Source organism: Streptomyces sp. NPDC111507 (assembly GCF_055638955.1).
The window spans coordinates 270761-290597 of the sequence record NZ_JBVKBU010000006.1 but is presented as its reverse complement, the minus strand read 5'-3'; the positions used below and the strand labels follow the sequence as shown (position 1 = coordinate 290597).

The following is a 19837-nucleotide window of genomic DNA, read 5'->3' as shown; positions in this document are numbered from 1 at the left end:
GTCCGGCCGTCCCGTCCCCACCCGCCGCTCCTGGAGTGCCCATGGCGACCACCGCACCCGCGCATCCCGTGCATCCCGTCGACGAGGTCCCACCCGTACGCCACCTGGCCGCCTTCGGGCTGCAGCACGTGCTCGCGATGTACGCGGGCGCGGTGGCCGTGCCGCTGATCGTGGGCGGGGCGATGAAGCTCTCGCCCGCCGACCTCGCGTATCTGATCACCGCGGACCTGCTGGTGTGCGGTATCGCGACCCTCATCCAGTGCGTGGGCTTCTGGCGGTTCGGTGTACGACTGCCGATCATGCAGGGCTGCACCTTCGCGGCGGTCACGCCGATGGTCCTGATCGGGACGACGGGCGGCGGGCTGACCGCGATCTACGGTTCGGTGATCGTCGCGGGGCTCGCGATCGTGTTGCTGGCGCCGGTCTTCGGCAGGCTGCTGCGCTTCTTCCCGCCGCTGGTCACGGGCACCGTCATCCTGATCATCGGGGTCTCGCTGCTGCCGGTGGCGGGCAACTGGGTGGCCGGCGGCGTGGGCGCGAAGGACTTCGGGGAGCCGAAGAACCTGGCGCTCGCGGGCTTCGTCCTGGCCGTGGTGCTGGCTGTGCAGCGGTTCGCGCCGCCCTTCCTGAGCCGGATCGCGGTGCTGGTCGGCATCGCGGTGGGCCTCGCCGCGGCGGTGCCGTTCGGGTTCACGGACTTCGGCGGGGTCGGGGACGCCGACTGGGTCGGGATCAGCACGCCGTTCCACTTCGGCACGCCGACCTTCCACGCCTCCGCGATCGTGTCGATGCTGGTCGTGGCACTGGTGACGATGACGGAGACGACCGGTGACCTCATCGCGGTCGGCGAGATGACCGACCGGAAGGTCGAGCCGCGCACGCTGGCCGACGGTCTGCGCGCCGACGGTCTCTCCACGGTGCTCGGCGGTGTGTTCAACACCTTCCCCTACACGGCGTTCGCGCAGAACGTGGGTCTGGTCGGTATGACCCGGGTGCGCAGCCGCTGGGTGGTGGCGACCGCGGGCGGCATCCTCGTCCTGCTCGGTCTGCTGCCCAAACTGGGCGCGGTGGTCGCGGCGGTGCCGGCGCCGGTCCTTGGCGGCGCGGGTCTGGTCATGTTCGGGACCGTCGCCGCGAGCGGGCTGCGGACGCTGGCCGAGGTGGACTTCAAGGGCAACGACAACCTGACGGTGGTGGCCGTCTCGGTCGCCGTGGGCATGCTTCCCGTCGGCGTGCCGACGATCTACGCGAAGTTCCCCGACTGGTTCCAGACGGTGATGAACAGCGGGATCAGCGCCGGGTGCCTGACGGCGATCGTCCTGAACCTGCTCTTCAATCACCTGCCGGGGAAGGCGGGTTCGGCCGGGGCCGCCGCCGAACCGAAGGCCGCCTCGGTCTGACCCCCGCCTGGCGCTAGGCCGATCGCCCGGCCGGTCACCCAGCCGATCGCCGAGGTTCGCCGAGCCGCTCGCCCTGCCGCTCGATCGCGGCGAGGACGCTGTCGAGGAACCCGGGGAACAGCGCGTCCAGGTCGGCTCCGCGCAGGGCGTTCATCTTGGCCGTTCCCCGGTAGACCTGCCGGATCACCCCGCTCTCACGGAGCACCCGGAAATGGTGCGTGGTGGTGGACTTGGTGACCGGCAGGTCGAAGTGCGAGCAGGAGAGCTCGTCGCCGACGGCGGCGAGCTCGCGCACGATCCGCAGCCGCATGGGGTCGGAGAGCGCGTGCAGCACCGACTCCAGGCGGATGTCCGCACGCACGGGGTGCGGCAGGTCGCGGCTGCTGCCGGCGGGGTCTGCGGTCGTCATGGTGGCTCCACTTCGTTCAGGAACCTCATCTTCGTCCAGGAACCTCAGTGTACGAGGATTGTTCGACATCTCTCGTAGTTTGACACACGCCGTACTACGACGTCTATCGTACGAGGTACAGCTCGGCACCCTCGACGAACGGAGTCCGCCGTGAGCACGCTCTTCGAGCCCTTCACCCTGCGCGAGGTGACCATCCCGAACCGGGTGTGGATGCCCCCGATGTGCCAGTACTCGGCCGCGCCGGAGGGACCCTCGACGGGCGCGCCGAACGACTGGCACTTCGCCCACTACGCCGCCCGTGCCGCCGGCGGCACGGGGCTGATCGTCGTCGAGGCCACCGCCGTCTCCCCCGAGGGCCGGATCAGCCCCTACGACCTGGGCATCTGGAACGACACGCAGGTCGAGGCCTTCCGCAGGATCACCCGCTTCCTCAGGAGCCAGGGCACCGTGCCCGCGATCCAGCTCGCGCACAGCGGCCGCAAGGCCGCCACCGACCGTCCCTGGAAGGGCGGCGCGCCGGTCGGTGAGGACGCGTACGGCTGGCAGCCGCTCGCTCCCAGCGCGCTGGCCTTCGACGAGCGGCACCCGGTGCCGACCGAGCTGACCGTGGCCGGGATCCGGGAGATCGTGGGCCGGTTCGCGGACGCGGCCCGGCGCGCCCTGGACGCCGGTTTCGAGATCGCCGAGATCCACGGCGCCCACGGATACCTCGTCAACGAGTTCCTCTCCCCGCACTCCAACCACCGCACCGACGCGTACGGCGGCTCGTACGAGAACCGTGTCCGCTTCGCCCTCGAGGTCGTGGACGCCGTGCGGGAGGTCTGGCCCGACGACAAGCCGCTGTTCTTCCGGATCTCCGCCACCGACTGGCTGGAGGAGGGCGGCTGGAGCGCCGACGACACCGTCCGCTTCGCGGGCGAGCTGCGCGCGCACGGCATCGACCTGCTGGACGTCTCCACCGGCGGCAACGTCTCGGGCGTACGCATTCCGGTCGGGCCGGGGTACCAAGTCCCCTTCGCCGCCCGGGTCAAGGCGGAGACCTCGCTGTCCGTCGCCGCCGTCGGTCTCATCACCGACGCGGAACAGGCCGCGAAGATCCTCGCCAACGACGAGGCCGACGCCGTGCTGCTGGGGCGCGAGCTGCTGCGCAACCCCTCGTTCGCGCGCCTGGCGGCCCGTGAACTGGGCGCGGAGGTCCACGTCCCCGACCAGTACCACCGCTCCGTGTAGCGGTACGACCGCCCCGCGTGGGCCGTCCCGGGAGCGCGCGCTAGCGTGCCGCGTTCCGGTGCAACCGTCGTAGGACCAGCGCCAGTTGGAGGCGGAGCCGGCCGTGCGGGTCATGGACCGGCCAGTCGAGCCAGTGCTCGGCCTGGACGAGACGGTCCTGGAGTGTGGAGTGGTGCACGTTCAGCTCCGCCGCGGCGGCGCGCAGACTCGTGCTGAAGGCGACCGCGTACAGCGTGCTCGCCGCCCAGGGGGCCGTCGCGACGGCGCGTTCGAGGGCGCGGACGTCGGGCACGGGTTCCGTGGTCGGGCCGACCGTGTCCGCGAGCAGCGCGAGGCCGCCCAGCTCGTCCGCGTACACCGTGCGGGGGCCGGGGTCCTGGTCGGTGCCCTCCGCGGTGAACCGCAGGGCGGTACGGGCGGCGGCCCACGACACCGGGAGGTCCCGTACGGGCACCACGGGGCCGATGCCCGCGCGACGGCCACCGGTGGTGGGCGTGCTGTCGCCGGTGGCGGGCACCGCTTCGACGAGCGGCCCGCCCTCGGCGGTCGCCACCACACGCGCGGCGGCCACGTCCCGCAGGCCGAGCCGGACGGCCGCCTGCCGTCGGGCGTGCTCGGTGGCACAGGCGTCCAGGAGCACCTCGACCGAGGCAGGGTCGGCCTGCCGGGGCTCCGCCGGGGCCCGCCCGCGCGTCCTGTCCAGCACCACCCGGGCGGCGGCCGCGGCGCGCTCGAGGACCATCGCGTGGACCCCGTCGGAGACTCCCGTGCGGTCGAAGGCTCCCGTGCGCTCCAGCCAGACGGCAGGTGGACCGTCCGGCGTCAAGGGGGCCGAGGGCCAGGCCGGGTCGAGGGGGCCGCCGTCGTCCCGGCGCGTCCCGTCGGCCTCGACCCGGACACGGACCCCACGCTCCTCGTCGACGAGCCGGGCCGGGCTGCCGGACAGCACGGCCGCGCCCCGCACCAGGGACTCCAGACCCGCCCGGCCCTCGATCAGCCGGTCGAAGTAGGAGATCACCTGGAGTGCGGCACCCGCGTCGGGGTCGAGCGCCGCGAGCCTGCCCGCCAGCTCCTTCACCGAACTCACTCACCTCGCACGGACCACCGGAATGCGTCGCCCCTCATGCTCCGTCCTCCGGCGCCCGGTGCCAAGCCGTCACCGGCAGGAACGCCCGGTGGAGGGGGTCAGTTCTCCAGGAGCCGGCGCAGCCAGCGCAGCCGTGCGGCCTTGGTGTCCTGGGACAGGGCGGCCTGCGGCGCCATCAGGTCGTATCCGTGGAAGCCACCGGGCCACACGTGGAGCTCGGCCCGGCCGCCCGCCTGCCACAGGCCGCTCGCGTAGGCGACGGCCTCGTCCCGGAAGGTCTCGGCCGAGCCGACGTCGATGAAGGCCGGGGGCAGCCCGGAGAGGTCGTCGGCGCGGGCCGGGGCGGCGTAGGGAGAGACGTCCGGGCCGCCGCGGGCGTCACCGAGCAGGGCCGTCCATCCCATGTGGTTCGCCGCGCGGTCCCACACACCGGTACCAGCCATCTGATGGCTGGAGGGGGTGTCGTTGCGGTCGTCGAGCATCGGGCACAGCAGCACCTGCCCCAGGAGCGCCGGTGCGCCGCGGTCCCGGGCGAGCAGGGCGACCGCCGCGGTCAGACCGCCCCCGGCGCTCGCGCCCGCGACGATGATCCGCTCCGGGTCGAACCCCAGTTCCCCGGCATGCTCGGCCGTCCACTTCAGTCCGGCGTAGCAGTCCTCGACGAGGGCCGGATGCGGGTGTTCGGGCGCGAGGCGGTACTCCACCGACACCACGGCCGTGCCCAGCTCCTCGGCCCAGTCGAGCATCTCCCCGACGCCGGTGCGGTTGTCGCCGATCACCATGCCGCCGCCGTGCACGTTGTAGACGACGGGCACGGCCCCGGCGGCCCGGGTCGGCCGGCAGATGAGCAGGGAGATGTCCGGTGCGCCCTGCGGCCCGGGCACTGTGCGCTCCTCCACCGCGAAGGCGCCGTCCCGGGTCAGGTCCAGGTCCGCCCCTTCGGACAGGGCGATGCCCTCGCGCAGCGCCGGGATCATCTCGATGCTGAACGAGGACGGCAGCTGTTCGCGGATGATCTCGAGGGCGGCGGCGAGCTCCGGGTCGAACGGCGGGGGCGGTCCGACCTGGGAGCCCTGTGCCTCGGCGGACGGATTGGTGGTCATCGGCTCTCCCTGCGTCCGGGCCACGTCCCTGTGACCACTGGCTGTCATCGTGCCGCGCGCCCGCGGTCCCACGGCAGCGCCAGACGGCGGAGAAGTCCCGCCGGACGGCGGGATGCCCGTCGCCGCTCAGTCCCCGACCCGTACCAGCCCGCTCTCGTAGGCGAAGATCACCGCGTGGATACGGTCCCGGAGGCCGAGCTTGGTCAGGATGCGGCCGAGGTGGGTCTTGACGGTCGTCTCGCCGACGAAGAGGCGGGCCGCGATCTCACCGTTGGCCAGTCCCCGGGCGACCAGGGCGAGGACTTCCCGTTCCCGCTCGGTGAGGGCGGCGAGGCGGCGGCGCTGGGCGGGCGTGGACGCGGACGCGGGCCCGTGCAGGACGAAGCGTTCGACCAGGCGCCGGGTGAGCGAGGGCGCCACCATGACCTCGCCCCGCAGCACCGCCCGGACGGTCACCAGGATCTCCTCGGCCGGGGCGTCCTTGACGAGGAAGCCGTTCGCGCCGGCACGCAGGGCCGCGTAGGCGTACTCGTCGAGGTCGAAGGTGGTGACGACGAGGATCCGGGGTCCTTGGGGCTGCGCGCAGAGATGCTCGGTGGCGGCGAGTCCGTCCAGACCGGGCATGCGTACGTCCATCAGGACGAGGTCCGGCGCCAGGGCCGTCGCGCCCGCGATCGCCGCGTCGCCGTCGGCGGCCTCACCCACCACGGTGAGGTCGGGCTGGCTGTCGACGACCATGCGCAGCCCCATCCGGATCAGCTCCTGGTCGTCGCAGATCAGTACGCGGAACGGGGATGGGGTCGGGGTCGAGGTCGGGCCGGTCATGGGGCCGTCCCGGTGGGCTCGGGCTCGGCGACACACAGGGTGGCGGCGACCTGGTAGCCGCCGTCGGGTGTGGGCCCGGCGTCGACACTCCCGCCGTACAGGGCGGTGCGTTCGCGCATGCCGGTGAGACCGCGACCGGACGAGGGCAGCGGGGCGGGGCGCCCGGCGACGGCACCCCCCGCGGCTGAGGCTCCGGCCGAGTTCTCCACCCGCACGCGGACCAGCCGCCCGGGCCCCTGAGTGCCCGTGTCGACCCGTACGCGGATCGTGGCGTCCGGCGGCGCGTGCTTGACGATGTTGGTGAGCGCCTCCTGCACGATGCGGTACGTCTGGACGGTGAGGTCCGCCGGAAGGCCGCCCTGCTCACCGCGCAGGTCCAGCCGGGCGCGCGTGCCGCTGGTGTTGAGGCGTCCGATCAGCCGACGCAGATCGGCCGCGAGGGGCTCGGGAGCCGCATCGGGGCCGCAGCCGAGAGCGGAGTCGGGGCTGTGGTCGACGTCGGGATCGGCTGAGGCGTCCGCGTCGGGCGTACGCAGCACCTCCAGCAGCCGGCGCAGTTCACCGAGTGCCTCGCGGCCGGTCGCGCTGATGACGCCGAGGGTGCGGTCGACGACGGCGGGGTCGACATGCCGCATCAGCCTGCCGCCCTCGGCGTTGACCACCATCACGCTCACGCTGTGCGCGAGGACGTCGTGGATCTCGCGGGCGATGCGCGCCCGTTCCTCGGCGACGGCGACCCGGGCCAGGGCGAGGCGCTCCGACTCGACGAGTACGGCCCGCCGCTCGAACTCGGCGAGATAGGCGCGCCGGGCACGGACGTACTCGCCGAACACCCAGGCCCCGGTCAGCAGCAGCCCCACCGCGAGCGGGGTGAGCCAGGCGCCTCGGGCGCCCGGACCCGCGTACTCCCGCTGCCACGCGGGAATCCAGAGCGCTACGCAGGCGGCGGCACAGACCACCGTCAGCGCGGCGGCGCGGCGCAGACCGCGCACGGTGAGGGTGGCCAGGACCGCGGCCAGGGCGACGGCGCCGCGCCCTGGTTCCTGTCCCCACACGTGTCCGAGGTACTGCGCCCAGAAGGCCGCCGTCACCAGGGCCGCGACGAGCACCGGCCGACGGCGGCGCCACAGCAGCGGCAGCACGAGGGCGACGTACACGCCTGCCTGTACCCAGACCGGCCGCCAGCCCGGCTCGGGGCGGATGACCGGGGGCACGGCCACCAGCACGACCAACAGGACGTCGGTCAGCCACGGGTGGCCGCGCCGCCGGCGGAGCAGGGTCTCGATCAGCCGATGCACCGCCTCACGCTATGACCGGGGCCCGCTCCGCCGCATCGTCCTGCGGGGCGTCACGGGGTCCTCCCGCGGTCGTACGCGCACCGGCCGGGGATACGACGTGCGGCCACCCGGCTCGCTTCCAGCATGGCCGCCATGTCGATCACCACCGAGTTCCTCAGACGGCCCCTCATGACCGGTGCCGTGGCGGCCAGTTCACGTCGGCTGGCCCACGCGATGACCGAGGACATCGGTCTGGAGCGAGCCCGTCTCGTCGTCGAACTGGGCCCGGGGACCGGGGTGTTCACCGACGCGATCCTCGCCCGGCTCGCGCCCGAGGCGCGGCTCGTCGCGGTCGAGCTCAATCCGGTGCTCGCGGCACGGTTGTCGGCCGCACGGCGCGACGATCGGCTGACCGTGGTGCGGGGTTCGGCCGCCGAGCTGCCCACCGTGGTGAGCGGACCGGTCGACGCGGTGGTATCCGGGCTGCCGTGGACGGTCATGTCGCGAGAGCGGCGCGGGCACATCCTGGACGCCGTGAGCGAAGTCCTGGCGCCCGGCGGCCGGTTCACCACCTTCGCGTATCTGCACGCGGCCTGGACTCCGCCAGCCCGTGACTTCACCGCCGAACTGGTGTGCCGTTTCGACCGGTTGGAACGCTCGCCCGTGGTGTGGCCGAACCTCCCGCCGGCCTTCGTACACCGGGCCACCGGGAGGCCGTGACGCTCGGCGCGGGGCGACGTGTCCCGTGCCGAATTGCCCGGGAAGATCCCGCGACCCGATGGAGACCCGACACCGAAGCGGTTGACGAGCGGAAACCCTACATACTGTAGGGTTTGCCTCATCGTGAGCCTCTTACGTCTCGGGGGACCCCCAAATGAAGGAACGTGACGACGGTCCGGCGGCGCCGAGCGACGGCACCTTCGAGCGGATCCTGGACCGGGCCCTCCACTCCCCCGAGATCATGGCAGCCGTGGAACGCGTCGGCGCGCGGGACACGCGCGAGCGTCTGCGCGCCGAAGCCCTTCAGGCGCGCCCCTCGCTCTCCCGGACCGCCGCGGTCGAGTACGACCGGTACCTCCGGGTGCGGGCGTCCGGACGACATGAGGGCCCCTCAAAGGCCACCGTGCGTGTGGGAGATGGCTCCGTGTCCGTGTCGGCGCTGCTCGTGCCGAGCCTCGGTGTCGTCGCCGCGGGTGTGTACGTCCTGAGCGGGTTCGACCTGCACGCCCTCGACGTACGCCCGCATCTGAACGACGGGCTGATCATGGTGGTGGTGATCCTGGCCGCGGTGACGGCGGGCGCGGCGCTGGGCGACCTTCTCTGGTCACTGGCGACGCGCGACCGCCCCACCTCGGAGGACCGCGATCCCGAGGTGAGGCGGGCCCATGAGGAGTGGCAACTGGCCCTGCTGGAGCGGGGAGTGATGCCGTTTCTGCTCGGCACGCTGGACGGGACGGCCTCGTGCCTGCCCCCGCTGCCGGCCCCGGCCCAACCCCCTCTTCCCCCTTCGCCTCAGCCCTCCACGAGGGAGCGGCCCAGCCAGTCGGACTTGTCCTTCACCCCGGGCAGCGCGAAGAAGTAGCCGCCTCCGGTGGGGCTGATGTAGTCGACGAGCGGCTCGTCGATCAGACGCGTCTGGGTCGCCTCGAACTGACGGACCACGTCCTGCTGGTAGGAGCAGAAGGCCAGGCCCATGTCGAGGTTGCCCGCCTTGTCGACGCCCCGGTCGTAGTTGTAGCCGCGGCGCAGGATCCGGGCGGTGTCGGTCTTGGCCGTACGGGGGTTGGCGAGCCGGATGTGGGCGTCCAGCGGGATCGCCTCGCCCTTGGGGTCCTTGGTGTAGCGCGGGAGGTCGGTCTCCTGGGCGCCATCCAGCGGTGCGCCGGTGTCACGGCGGCGGCCTATCATCTTCTCCTGCTCGGTGAGCGAGACCCGGTCCCAGAACTCGACCAGCATCCGGATGATCCGGATGACCTGGTAGCTGCCGCCGACCGCCCAGGCCGGCTCGCCGTCGGCCGCGGTGACCCAGACCAGCTTGTCCATCTCGCGGGACGAGGTCGTGTCGGGGTTGGCGATGCCGTCCTTGAACCCGAGGAAGTTGCGCTGCGCGCCGGTCGGACGGGACGGGTTCTGGAAGCCGTCGATGCGCCACTTGATCTGCATCGCGCCGCGGGTGTGCCGGGTGATGTCGCGCAGGGCGTGCAGCACCGTGTCTGAGCCGGCGGCGCACAGCTGCAACGACAGGTCGCCGTGGCACTCGGCGGCGTCGAGGTTGTCGTTGGGGAAGGTGCGCATCGGCTTGAGGTGGCGCGGTATGCGGTCGGCGAGGCCGTAGCGGTCGTCGAAGAGCGAGGCCCCGACGCCCACGGTGACGGTGAGGTCGTCGGCGGGCAGGTCCGGTCCCAGCAGACCGCTGTCGGAGGGCGGTGCGCCCACGCCGAGGTCGACCGGGGTGCCACCGGTGGTCAGGAAGCGGGCCCGTTCGGTGATCGTGCGCAGCAGGGTGACCAGTTGGGTGCGGTCCTCGGCGATGACGTCGAAGGAGACGAAGACGGCGGCCGTGGGCGCGGGGGTGGTGATGCCGGCCTGGTGGGCGCCGTGGAAGGGCACCCTGCCGTTGCCCGAGTCGGCCGCCGCGGCGGGAGTGCTGCCCGCGGCCACCTGGGCCCCGACGAGCCCGGCGCCCGCCAGGGCGGCTCCGGCCGCGCCGACGCCGAGGGCTGTCTTGGTGAACGTACGGCGGCCGAAGGGGCAGCCGCCCGGCGCGGCCTGGTCGTCCTGGCTCGGGGTCGTCATCGGGGGAGGTCCTCTCCTGTGGGCGCATGGTCCCGGTACTGCGGGGGCGGTGGTTCGGTGCGGGTGGGCCGACGGTCTCGGGGCGGCGCCGCCGCGCCGGGCTGCTGACGCGGCCTTGGGGTCGCTCGAGCAGGCGTCGGGCCGCTCACGCGGCCTTGCGGATCTCCAGGAGGTCCGGGATCGGGGCGAGCTCTTCCAGCAACTGGCCGACCGCGCCGTCGAGGCGCTGCCGGTCGCTGTCGGACAGCTTGTCCAGCGGCGTCCAGGTGCCGTCCTCGGCCCGCTGGCCGAGCACGAGTTGCTCGGTGCGCCGCATCCACGTGTCGACGGCCGGGATCACCTTGGCGTTGCGCTGGTCGATCAGCGGGCGGAGCAGGGTGAGCAGTTCGCGGGTGCCGTCGAGGTTGGCCTCGGTGGTGGCCAGCTCGGTGCCGCTGCCGTAGTCGGCGTTGCCGCTCAGTTCGCGGTGCAGGGTGTTCTCGAGGATCTCGTGGGTGCGCAGCGGAAGGTCGGCCGGGTCGAAGTCCTGCTTCGGGAAGTCCTTGCGCAGGGCGTCCACATCGGCGGCGAGTCGCTTGGCGTACGGCGCGAGGGTGGCGGCGGACTGGCCGTGCCACAGGCCGTACTCGATGCGGTGGAAGCCGGTGAAGGCCGGGTCGTCGACCCCGCCCGCGAGTCCGGCCGTACGGCCGTTGATCTTCGCGTCGAAGTCGGCGAACGTCCCGTAGGCGGCGCCGAGCGAGGCGTACCGCGTGTGCGCGGGCAGCCAGTCCTTGCGGGCCTGGTCGAGCTTGTCGGCGTCGAGATCGCTCTGGAGGGTGCGCGTCCTGGACTGCAGGTCGGCCAGACCCTGGCCGACGTACGTCCGGTAGGCGGCCAGCGGTGCGGCGAGGTCCTTCTCGGAGACCGGCAGCACGGCCTGGACGGAGCCGCCGCCCGCGCTGACGCGGACAGCCGCCGAGGTGACGGCCTTCCCGCCGTTGGGCACACAGCGCCAGGCGTACGAGCCCGTCCCGACGGTGGCGATCAGCGCGCGGGTGGTGCCGGGGGCGATGCCCTCGACCTCGCCGTAGACGGCGTTGCTGACCGGGTCGATCAGATAGATCTCGGAAGTACGGGAGCCGGTGTTGCGCACCTGGAAGGTCTGCCGGCCCGGCTTGGGCGCGGTGAAGCCCTTGCCGCAGGCGGCCGCGGACACCTCGACGACGGGCGTCCCGGACGCGGGCTTTCCGCTGCTGGCGGCGATGGTGATCCCCGCGATGAGCGCGGGCGCGGCCACGAGAGCGGCGGGGACCGTCCAGCGGGGGAAGCGGCGGGGGGTGGACGGCGTGGCCGCGGCGCCCTCGGCGGGAGCGGACGGCTTCTCGGGGCCGGAGGAGACAGGCCCGGCGGACTTCTCGCCTTCGGCGGCGGGCTCACCTTCGGAGGCGCGCTCGCCGTCGGCGGCGGACACAGCAGACCGGCCGGCCTCGGCCTCGATCGCGGCCGACGTGGCGGCCTTGTCGGCGTCGGCGGAAACAGCTCCGGCCTCGCCCTCGGCCGGAGCGGGCGCGGCGGACCGCTCGGCCTCGACGGCGGTCGACGCAACGACACTCCCGGCGCCGGGGGCGGAATCGGCGGCACTCCCGGCCCGCGTCGCGGCGAGCGTCGCGGGCTTCGTGCCCTCGGCGGGTGCGGACGCCCCGGCCGTCGGCTCGGCGGCCACCGCGGCGGCGGACGCCACAGGTACCGGCTTCGCCGGGGACGCCCCGCGGACGCCGCGCACGAACAGCGTCATCACGATCGCCAGGTACGCGCCGTAGACACCGACCTGAAGCCAGGTCATCTGCGGGGTGAGGTTGAGCGTCCCCTGGACGACGGTGACGTACCAGGAGGCCGGGTCGAGATGCGCCGACAGATCGAAGGCGTACGAGGTGCCGCCCGGGATCACCGTGGCTTCCTGGAGGTCGCGCATGCCGTAGCCGAGGACGCCCGCGGCGATGACGATGAGCACGGCACCGGTGATGCTGAAGAACCGCGTGAGGTTGATGTGCAGGACGCGCCGGTACAGGCCCCAGCACAGCGCCGCGGCGATCAGCAGTCCGACCGCCGCTCCGGCCAGCGGACCCGAGGAACTCCCCGCGGCCTGCGCGGTGGTCCACAGGAACAGCGCGGTCTCCAGGCCCTCGCGGCCGACAGCGAGGAACGACGTGGCGATCAGTACGCCCGCGCCCATGCCCAGCGCGGCGGTGACCTTCTGCTTGATCTCGCCGGAGAACGTACGGGCCGAGCGCCGCATCCAGAACACCATGGCGGTGACGAACACGACCGCGACCAGACTCAGCGTGCCCCCGAACGCCTCCTGCGACTTCCCCGGCAGGTTCGCCGCCGTGAACGTGAGGACCGCACCGAAGCTCATCGACAACCCGATGGCGGCGGCAACTCCCGTCCATACATGGGGCAGCCGGGCGCGCTGGTCGGACCGTACGAGCGTGGCTACCAGAACCGAGACGATCAGTCCCGCTTCCAGCCCCTCACGCAGACCGATCAGAAAGCTGGGAAACGCGTCGTCCCACACCTCGGGCCTCTCTCCGATGCAGCAAGTACCAGGCCGGACGGCCAAGGGCGGGGCTTAGTGTAGGCATGCCTAACTAACGGTCAAGAGAGCGTGCAAATCGCGACACAGTGGACGCGGATCACCCGCCGGGTCCGGGTCGGCCGCGTCGAGGGCGGATCGGCCGATCAGTCGTCGCGAGGGCCGCGCAAGGCGAGAATCACGCCTCTGAGCTGCGGGAACACGAGAGCGACGGACAAGAGGCCCCGTGTCCGCGTCCCTGCGCGGGGCGCACGGCGACAGCGTGGCGGCGCGGTCGCACCCAGGCCACGAAGAGTCCGTCCGCGCTTCGATTCTTACCAGCTGCTTACCCCTCGGCACCGCCGGGACCAGGCAGTCTTTCCCCGCAACACCGCTGAGCGCCACTCGTTAAGACCCTCGGCGGCAATCCTCACCGCGACCACAACTCACCTTTTCCTTACAGCGTGTAGGGTTTCCCCGCTCTGCCGCTCTCAGGGAACACACAGGGTTACGCGCCCCGCTCCCGCAGCTCTCCCCCACCGCCCTCTCCCCAAGGTGATGCTCCACGGTGTCTGCACAACAGCCAGTACTCGTCCCGGAACAGAGGAACTCGAAGTCGCGCCGGACGGACCCGACCGGACGGCCGGCCATCGGCGACCGGCTGCGACCACGGGCGGCCGCGGCCACGGTCTGGTACCTGCGACTGCTCGCGCTGCTCAACCTGGTGGCGGTCACGTCGCTGCCGTTCCGGGAAGAGGTGCACGAGCACAACGGAGGCGAGTTCTTCACGCCGTACCTGGCCACCGCCGGGCTGGTCTCGGCCGCGCTCGCGCTGTTCCTGGCCCTGGTGATGCGGCGCCGCAAACGGGCCGCATGGATCTTCAACATGCTGCTGGCGGGACCGCTCTTCGGTCTGTACGTCCTGGCCCTCACGCAGGACCAGTACCGCCGGCACGGCTTCAACTGGTTCTCGACCGTGTTCACCGGGCTCTTCGTCGTCGCGCTGCTGGTGGGGCGAAGGGAGTTCCAGGCCGTCGGGGACCGCTCCAACCCCCGGCTGGCGCTGGCCGTCGGCGCCGGTGGCTTCCTGGTCAGCGGCACCCTCGGAACGCTGCTGGTGAGCGCCACCAACAAGGTGTCCGGGGCACCACTGAGCGACCGGATCGCGTACACGCTGCTGCGTGGGGTCAGCGTCGGCCCGCTCGCCGACCGCCTCGACACGGTGGTCGCGCCCCGCTGGGTGGACGTGATCGTCAACATCCTGATCGCGGCCTCCTTCCTGCTCGTGCTCTACGCCTGCTTCCGCGCCCCGCGCGGGCGGGAACTCCTCGGCGAGGACGACGAGCGACGTCTGCGCGGCCTTCTCGCCAAGCACGGTGAGCGGGACTCGCTGGGCTACTTCGCGCTGCGGCGCGACAAGGCCGTCATGTGGTCCCCGAGCGGCAAGGCGGCGATCGCCTACCGGGTGGTCGGCGGAGTGACCCTGGCTTCCGGCGACCCGATCGGCGACCCCGAGGCCTGGCCCGGTGCGATCGAGGCATGGCTGCACGAGGCGCGGCGGCACGCCTGGACGCCGGCCGTGATGGGCGCCGGCGAGGAGGCCGGCACCATCTACGCCCGGCACGGCCTCGACGCCCTCGAACTCGGCGACGAAGCCATCGTGGACCGCGCGGACTTCACCCTCGAAGGGCGCGCGATGCGGGGAGTGCGCCAGGCGCACAACCGCATCCGCCGCGCCGGGTACACCGTCGGCATCCGCCGCCACGAGGACATCCCCGAGGCCGACATGGCCACCCTCATCGACAGGGCGGACCACTGGCGGGACGGCGAGACCGAGCGCGGGTTCTCCATGGCGCTCGGCCGGCTCGGCGACCCGGGCGACGGCCGGTGCGTGATGCTGGAGTGCCGCGACAGCCAGGACGCACCGCGGGCCGTGCTGAGTTTCGTACCGTGGGGAGACAAGGGACTGTCGCTCGACCTGATGCGCCGGGACCGTGACTCCGAGAACGGCCTCATGGAGTTCATGGTCATCGAACTCCTGCTGCGCGCCGAGGAGATCGGGGTGCAGCGGGTCTCACTGAACTTCGCCATGTTCCGTTCCGTCTTCGAGCGCGGCTCCCGGCTGGGCGCCGGACCGGTGCTGCGTCTGTGGTGCGCGGTGCTGACGTTCCTCTCCCGCTGGTGGCAACTCGAGTCTCTCTACCGGGCCAACGCCAAGTACCGGCCCGTCTGGGAGCCCCGTTACCTCCTGTTCGAGAAGAGCAGCGACCTGCCCCGCATCGGGATCGCCGCCGCCCGCGCGGAGGGCTTCCTCACCCCGCCCGCGCTGCCCGCGCTCCGCCGCCGCCCGCTCCTGCGGAGGCCGGGAGGTCGGTCACGACCCCCGCACGGGAGCGGGCAGATCCCCGGACAGCAGAGCGGTTCCGCGGCCAACACCTCGTCAACCAGGTAGCTTCTCGGGCCTGTTCGAGGTAGGGGCGCCGGGGCACACGCACCCGGCGCCCGCCATGTCACAGTCATCCGACGTTCACGTCGTCCGGAAACGATGCGGCCGATCACCGAGCCCGCCCCCGGACGAATCGACGCCCTTATGAAACGCATCGCGGCCGCCCCCTCCCTGGCCCTCACCCTCTCCGCGCTCTCCGTCCTCCTCATGTCCCCGCTCCCGGCGCAGGCGGCGGGCGGGGCTGCGGGCAGTTACGGGACGAAGACGCCGTACGCGCCGCAGCAGAACGCCCGTACGTACCAGCGGGCACCGAAGGGGTTCGTCCCGGTGTTCACCGAGAACGTGTCCCGGCACGGTTCGCGCGCGGCGACGAGCGGCGAGGACGGAGAGTTGATCCTCCAGCTGTGGGACAAGGCCGAGAGTGAGGGCGAACTCGCCCGTGCCGGTGCGGAGTTCGGCCCGCAGGTCCGCTCGCTGCAAGCGGCGATGGAGAACGTCGGATACGGCAACCTCAGCGGCCGGGGCAAGCGGGAGATCCAGGGCATGGCGGCCCGCATGGCGCAGCGGCTGCCCGGACTGTTCGCGCGGATCGCCAAGGACTCCGAACCGATCGACGTGGTCAGCTCGGGCCAGGGCCGCGCCGTCGACAGCGGCGCCCTCTTCGCCTCGGCCCTCGCCGACGCCGACCCGGCTCTCGCTCCCCTCATCGGCCCGGCGCGCACCGACCCCGACCTGCTCTACTTCCACAAGTCCGCGGGCGGTGCCGCCTACCGCGACTACATCGCCCACGACCAGCGGCTGGCCACCACTCTCAAGAGCGTCTCCGAGCAGCCGGCCACCCACCGCGCGGCCCGCGGCATCCTGAAGAGGATCTTCACCCCGGCCTTCGTGCGGCGGATCTCGGCCGGGGAGTTCGCCTCCATCGGCAGCGACGTGGACGCGGCCCAGGCGGTCTACAACCTCTACAGCATCGCCCCGGCCATGAGCGACGAGGGCAGCTGGCACCTGGAGCGCTACCTCGCCCCGCGCGACGCCGCCTGGTTCGGCTACCTCAGCGACGCCGAGGACTTCTACGAGAAGGGACCCGGCTTCGCGGACAGCGACATCACGTACAAGATGGCGGACGTCCTGCTCGACGACTTCTTCAAGAAGGCCGAGGCCAAGCGTGACGGAACCGGCGGCCTCGGGGCGGAGCTGCGTTTCACCCACGCCGAGGAGATCATCCCGCTCGCCGCTCTCATGCGGCTGCCGGGCAGCACGAAGCCGGTGACGACGACTCAGCCGTACACCTATACGGACAACCCCTGGCGGGGCGGCTCGGTGGCCCCGATGGCCGCGAACATCCAGTGGGACGTGTTCCGCAAGGGCGACACCTATCTGGTGCGGATGCTCTACAACGAGAAGGAGACCGCGTTCAAGGCGGGCTGCGCTCCCGTGGCGAAGGGCAGCGCGTTCTACGACCTGGCCGAGCTGGAGCGCTGCTTCGGGCGCACGAAGTCGTGAAAGATACCTCCGTCCAGGTGACTTGGGAACTTCTTTGCCGATGCCGTCAGTTCTGATCACACCGGATCGGGGCTCGCCCCGAGCCGGTTCGGAACGATGAGTGCGATCAGTGAAGGAGCCACACCGACATGGTGTTCAAACGGCTGCTCGGCGCGATGGGCGCAGGCGGCCCCTCGGTGGACACGGTTCTCGACGGCGGCGCGGTGGCGCCCGGCGGGATCCTGTCCGGGCAGGTCCATCTCCAGGGTGGCAGCGCGGACGTGGAGATCGAGCACATCGGGCTCGAACTGATCGCCCGGGTGGAGGCCGAGCACGAGGACGGTGAGAGCGAGGGCGCCGTCGTCTTCGAGCGGTTCACGGTCGGCGGCGGTTTCCGCCTCGCCGAGCAGGAGCGGCACAGCGTTCCGTTCAGCGTGTCCCTGCCGTGGGAGACACCGGTCAGCGAGCTGTACGGGCAGCCGCTGGGCATCGTCCTCGGTGTGCGCACCGAGCTCGCGGTGGCCGGTGCGCGGGACAAGGGCGACCTGGATCCGCTCGCGGTGCGTCCGCTGCCGGTCCAGGAAGCGGTCCTGGAGGCGCTGGGGCAGCTGGGCTTCGGCTTCAAGTCCGCCGACCTCGAACACGGCCACATCGGGGGTACGGGGCAGCAGTTGCCTTTCTACCAGGAGATCGAGCTGACGCCCGCGCCGCAGTACACGCACGTGGTGAACGAGATCGAGCTGACCTTCCTCGCCACCCCGGCCGGCATGGAGATCGTCCTGGAGGCCGACAAGCGCGGCGGGCTCTTCGAGTCCGGGCAGGACACCCTCACCCGCTTCTCGGTGAGCCATCACGATGTCGGGGCCCGCGACTGGAACAGCGAAGTCGACGGCTGGATCAGGCAGTTGGTCGAGCACCGGGCGTCGTACGGCTCCCACGCCACGTACGGCCACGCCGATCCGTATGCCGCCGGAAGCGGGTACGGGCATCACTCGGCCCATGGGTCCGGCCATGAGTCGGGCTATGGGTCCGGGCATGAATCCGGCCATGAGGGCCACCGCTCCGGGCCCGGCCTCGGTACCGCGGTCGCGGCAGGCGCGGCGGGACTCGCGGTGGGCGTGGTGGGCGGGCTGGTCGCGGCCGAAGTCATCGACGAGGTGGGCGACTTCTTCGAGGGCGACGACGACGAAGGCGGCGAAGAGGACTGAGTCCTCAGACGTGTCCGTGTCCGGGGGCGGTGTGCGCCGTCCCCGGACACGGACCACATGGCCTCAGTGCGCGGCGCTCGGAGCCTCGGCCGTCGCTCGCGGGGCGGCCTGCTCGGCGGAGTTCTTGATGACCGCCGTGGAAGTCACCGGAGCCGTGCGCTGTTCGGCGGTGGCGGCGGACGCGGGGTCCTCGTCCTTCATCGCCTTGGTCTCGCTCTTGAGGATGCGCATCGACTTGCCCAGTGCCCGGGCGGTGTCCGGCAGCTTCTTCGAACCGAACAGCACAATGAGCACGATCGCCACGATCAGCAGGTGCCAGGGTTCCAGTCCGTTGCGGAGCATCGCGCGCCCGCCTTTCTTCGCCTCGGTCGAGGGCACGCCCCACTGGCCGCCACCCACTTGAAGATTGCCGCTTTGCGCAACAGTACAACCATGGGTGCGGATCGGACGGCTCCCGCCACCACCTTCCATCCCTCTTCCGTTCCCGTTCCGCTCCTGTTCCGCCGCCATTCCGTGCACAGGACGACGGCGGTGCGGGTCCGGGCGGCGCCAGCCCACGGGCAGCAGCGCGCCCAGGACCGCGATCAGCAGTCCACCGAGGGCGAGCAGGATCAGTTCGGCGCTGCGCCCCATGGCAGGCGTGATGTGATGACGTCACCGCTGCGCGTGGTGGTCGCCGACGACCAGACCCTCGCCCGTACAGGCTTCCGGATGATCCTCATGGCCGACGGCTCGACGTGGTCGCGGAAGCGGCCGACGGCGCCGAAGCCGTGCAGGCGGTCCGCCGCATCCTGGCCGGCGCGTCCGACCCACCCCGTGTGATCATCCTGACGACGTTCGATCTCGACGACCTCGTGTACGCGGCGCAGGCCGCCGGGGCCAACGGGTTCCTCCTCAAGGACGTCACCCCCGAACACCTGGTCTCCGCAGTCCGCCTGGTCCGCTCCGGCGACGCGCTCCTGGCACCGACGATCACCCGCCCCATGTCGCCCGCATCCTCGCCGAACTAAGCGGGTCGGGCGAAGTCCGCTGCGGTTCGGCAGCGCCCTGAAGGGGCGCGGGGAACTGCGCGACCGGCCACGATGGAGCCGCAGACGATCGACGGCACCTCCCCGCACTTCCAGCGGAGCGCTTAGGCCTCCGTGACCGCGTCCAGGCGGTCGTCACGGCGTACGAAACGGGCCTGGTCACGCCCGGCACCGTGGCGAGGAGCACGTGGGACCAATGCGTTTCGGCCGGCACCTCCCGCTTTATTTCTACAGTGATGTAGTTTTTTTGGTGTCGATCCATCCAGCGCCGGGCATCCACTCGCCCGGCCCACGGCAGCACGGAGGAGAGCAGCGTGGGAGTTTCCCTGTCCAAAGGCGGCAATGTCTCGCTCAGCAAGGAGGCGCCGGGCCTGACCGCGGTGCTGGTCGGTCTGGGCTGGGACGTGCGGACCACGACGGGCACCGACTACGACCTCGACGCGTCCGCGCTGCTGGTCGACGAGTCGGGCAAGGTCCTCTCGGACCAGCACTTCGTCTTCTACAACAACCTGAAGAGCCCGGACGGTTCGGTCGAGCACACCGGCGACAACCTGACCGGTGAGGGCGAGGGCGACGACGAGTCGATCAAGGTGAACCTGGCCGGCGTACCGGCCGAGGTCGCCAAGATCGTGTTCCCGGTCTCGATCCACGACGCCGACGCGCGCGGACAGAGCTTCGGCCAGGTCCGCAACGCGTTCATCCGTGTCGTCAACCAGGCCGGCGGCACCGAACTCGCGCGCTACGACCTGTCGGAGGACGCCGCGTCCGAAACCGCGATGATCTTCGGTGAGTTGTACCGCAACGGCACGGAATGGAAGTTCCGTGCGGTGGGCCAGGGGTACGCCTCGGGTCTGTCCGGGATCGCCTCCGACTTCGGCGTCGGAGTCTGACGCGTCCCGCCGGCTCCCCGCCGCCCCCGCCCCGATGCGAATCCCCTGGGCGAGGGCGGCGGGCCGTTGCCGGCCCCGTCGCCGGAACACGCCCCAAAAGGC

16 protein-coding genes and 1 pseudogene are annotated in these 19837 nt (G+C 71.8%); 9 read left to right on the top strand and 8 right to left on the bottom strand.

Annotated features, from left to right (window positions below; genetic code table 11):
- Positions 1-41: 41 nt before the first annotated feature.
- The gene (locus ACZ7M2_RS25510) at positions 42-1400 is read left to right on the top strand and encodes a nucleobase:cation symporter-2 family protein (protein WP_471597215.1); all 1359 of its coding nucleotides are present in this window, start codon (positions 42-44) and stop codon (positions 1398-1400) included.
- A 34-nt stretch (positions 1401-1434) separates the two neighbouring features.
- Here ACZ7M2_RS25510 and ACZ7M2_RS25505 read toward each other — a convergent pair whose 3' ends face one another.
- Complete coding sequence (locus ACZ7M2_RS25505; protein ID WP_471597214.1) at positions 1435-1809, bottom strand: ArsR/SmtB family transcription factor; 375 nt, start codon at positions 1807-1809, stop codon at positions 1435-1437.
- Positions 1810-1959: 150 nt separating this feature from the next.
- On the opposite strand from ACZ7M2_RS25505, the gene ACZ7M2_RS25500 reads away from it, so the two are divergent.
- On the top strand, positions 1960-3039 hold the full coding sequence (locus tag ACZ7M2_RS25500; RefSeq protein WP_471597213.1) for an NADH:flavin oxidoreductase/NADH oxidase: 1080 nt from the start codon (positions 1960-1962) through the stop codon (positions 3037-3039).
- A 40-nt stretch (positions 3040-3079) separates the two neighbouring features.
- Here ACZ7M2_RS25500 and ACZ7M2_RS25495 read toward each other — a convergent pair whose 3' ends face one another.
- From ACZ7M2_RS25495 to ACZ7M2_RS25480, 4 genes are all read right to left on the bottom strand, one after another.
- Entirely contained in the window at positions 3080-4117 is a 1038-nt protein-coding gene (locus ACZ7M2_RS25495) for a helix-turn-helix domain-containing protein (protein ID WP_471597212.1), read from the bottom strand.
- 107 nt (positions 4118-4224) lie between these two features.
- Positions 4225-5229 (bottom strand): alpha/beta hydrolase, encoded by a 1005-nt coding sequence (locus ACZ7M2_RS25490; RefSeq protein WP_471597211.1) that lies wholly within the window; start codon positions 5227-5229, stop codon positions 4225-4227.
- Between the two features lie 126 nt (positions 5230-5355).
- Positions 5356-6054: a response regulator gene (locus ACZ7M2_RS25485; RefSeq protein WP_471597210.1), complete on the bottom strand. Its 699-nt coding sequence runs from the start codon at positions 6052-6054 to the stop codon at positions 5356-5358.
- Positions 6051-7352, bottom strand: a complete 1302-nt coding sequence (locus ACZ7M2_RS25480; RefSeq protein WP_471597209.1) for a sensor histidine kinase — start codon at positions 7350-7352, stop codon at positions 6051-6053. Before ACZ7M2_RS25480 ends, ACZ7M2_RS25485 begins: the two co-directional genes overlap by 4 nt.
- Positions 7353-7484: 132 nt before the next feature.
- Here ACZ7M2_RS25480 and ACZ7M2_RS25475 point away from each other — a divergent pair, with 132 nt between their 5' ends.
- A complete protein-coding gene (locus ACZ7M2_RS25475; RefSeq protein WP_471597208.1) occupies positions 7485-8051 on the top strand; it encodes a class I SAM-dependent methyltransferase in 567 nt (188 codons plus the stop codon).
- Between the two features lie 154 nt (positions 8052-8205).
- On the top strand, positions 8206-8913 hold the full coding sequence (locus tag ACZ7M2_RS25470; protein ID WP_471597207.1) for a hypothetical protein: 708 nt from the start codon (positions 8206-8208) through the stop codon (positions 8911-8913).
- On the opposite strand, the gene efeB is transcribed toward ACZ7M2_RS25470, so the two are convergent.
- Both efeB and efeU read right to left on the bottom strand, forming a co-directional pair.
- The gene (gene efeB, locus ACZ7M2_RS25465; RefSeq protein WP_471597206.1) at positions 8844-10127 is read right to left on the bottom strand and encodes an iron uptake transporter deferrochelatase/peroxidase subunit; all 1284 of its coding nucleotides are present in this window, start codon (positions 10125-10127) and stop codon (positions 8844-8846) included. The two genes, ACZ7M2_RS25470 and efeB, sit on opposite strands and share 70 nt — an antisense overlap.
- Before the next feature lie 145 nt (positions 10128-10272).
- The gene (gene efeU, locus ACZ7M2_RS25460; RefSeq protein WP_471597205.1) at positions 10273-12684 is read right to left on the bottom strand and encodes an iron uptake transporter permease EfeU; all 2412 of its coding nucleotides are present in this window, start codon (positions 12682-12684) and stop codon (positions 10273-10275) included.
- Positions 12685-13249: 565 nt separating this feature from the next.
- Between efeU and ACZ7M2_RS25455 the strand changes: the two genes are divergently transcribed.
- The 3 genes from ACZ7M2_RS25455 (at position 13250) to ACZ7M2_RS25445 (ending at position 17817) form a co-directional block, all read left to right on the top strand.
- Positions 13250-15133, top strand: a complete 1884-nt coding sequence (locus ACZ7M2_RS25455; RefSeq protein WP_471597204.1) for a phosphatidylglycerol lysyltransferase domain-containing protein — start codon at positions 13250-13252, stop codon at positions 15131-15133.
- Positions 15134-15271: 138 nt separating this feature from the next.
- Positions 15272-16630 carry a histidine-type phosphatase gene (locus ACZ7M2_RS25450; protein ID WP_471597203.1) on the top strand — a complete coding sequence of 453 codons (1359 nt, stop codon included), beginning with the start codon at positions 15272-15274 and terminating at the stop codon, positions 16628-16630.
- A gap of 128 nt (positions 16631-16758) precedes the next feature.
- Positions 16759-17817 carry a sporulation protein gene (locus tag ACZ7M2_RS25445; RefSeq protein ID WP_471597202.1) on the top strand — a complete coding sequence of 353 codons (1059 nt, stop codon included), beginning with the start codon at positions 16759-16761 and terminating at the stop codon, positions 17815-17817.
- A 63-nt stretch (positions 17818-17880) separates the two neighbouring features.
- Here ACZ7M2_RS25445 and tatA read toward each other — a convergent pair whose 3' ends face one another.
- Positions 17881-18450 (bottom strand): Sec-independent protein translocase subunit TatA, encoded by a 570-nt coding sequence (tatA, locus tag ACZ7M2_RS25440; protein WP_471597201.1) that lies wholly within the window; start codon positions 18448-18450, stop codon positions 17881-17883.
- Positions 18451-18465: 15 nt separating this feature from the next.
- Between tatA and ACZ7M2_RS25435 the strand changes: the two are divergent.
- Positions 18466-19087, top strand: a pseudogene (locus ACZ7M2_RS25435) (response regulator).
- 72 nt (positions 19088-19159) lie between these two features.
- A complete protein-coding gene (locus tag ACZ7M2_RS25430; protein ID WP_054228841.1) occupies positions 19160-19735 on the top strand; it encodes a TerD family protein in 576 nt (191 codons plus the stop codon).
- The last annotated feature ends 102 nt before the right edge of the window (positions 19736-19837 follow it).

Coding starts and splice junctions, on each gene's coding strand:
- ACZ7M2_RS25510 (WP_471597215.1), top strand. CDS start 42: ATGGCGACCACCGCACCCGCGCATCCCGTGCATCCCGTCGACGAGGTC.
- ACZ7M2_RS25505 (WP_471597214.1), bottom strand. CDS start 1,809: ATGACGACCGCAGACCCCGCCGGCAGCAGCCGCGACCTGCCGCACCCC.
- ACZ7M2_RS25490 (WP_471597211.1), bottom strand. CDS start 5,229: ATGACCACCAATCCGTCCGCCGAGGCACAGGGCTCCCAGGTCGGACCG.
- ACZ7M2_RS25485 (WP_471597210.1), bottom strand. CDS start 6,054: ATGACCGGCCCGACCTCGACCCCGACCCCATCCCCGTTCCGCGTACTG.
- ACZ7M2_RS25475 (WP_471597208.1), top strand. CDS start 7,485: ATGTCGATCACCACCGAGTTCCTCAGACGGCCCCTCATGACCGGTGCC.
- ACZ7M2_RS25470 (WP_471597207.1), top strand. CDS start 8,206: ATGAAGGAACGTGACGACGGTCCGGCGGCGCCGAGCGACGGCACCTTC.
- efeB (WP_471597206.1), bottom strand. CDS start 10,127: ATGACGACCCCGAGCCAGGACGACCAGGCCGCGCCGGGCGGCTGCCCC.
- ACZ7M2_RS25450 (WP_471597203.1), top strand. CDS start 15,272: ATGAAACGCATCGCGGCCGCCCCCTCCCTGGCCCTCACCCTCTCCGCG.
- ACZ7M2_RS25445 (WP_471597202.1), top strand. CDS start 16,759: ATGGTGTTCAAACGGCTGCTCGGCGCGATGGGCGCAGGCGGCCCCTCG.
- tatA (WP_471597201.1), bottom strand. CDS start 18,450: ATGGGGCGCAGCGCCGAACTGATCCTGCTCGCCCTCGGTGGACTGCTG.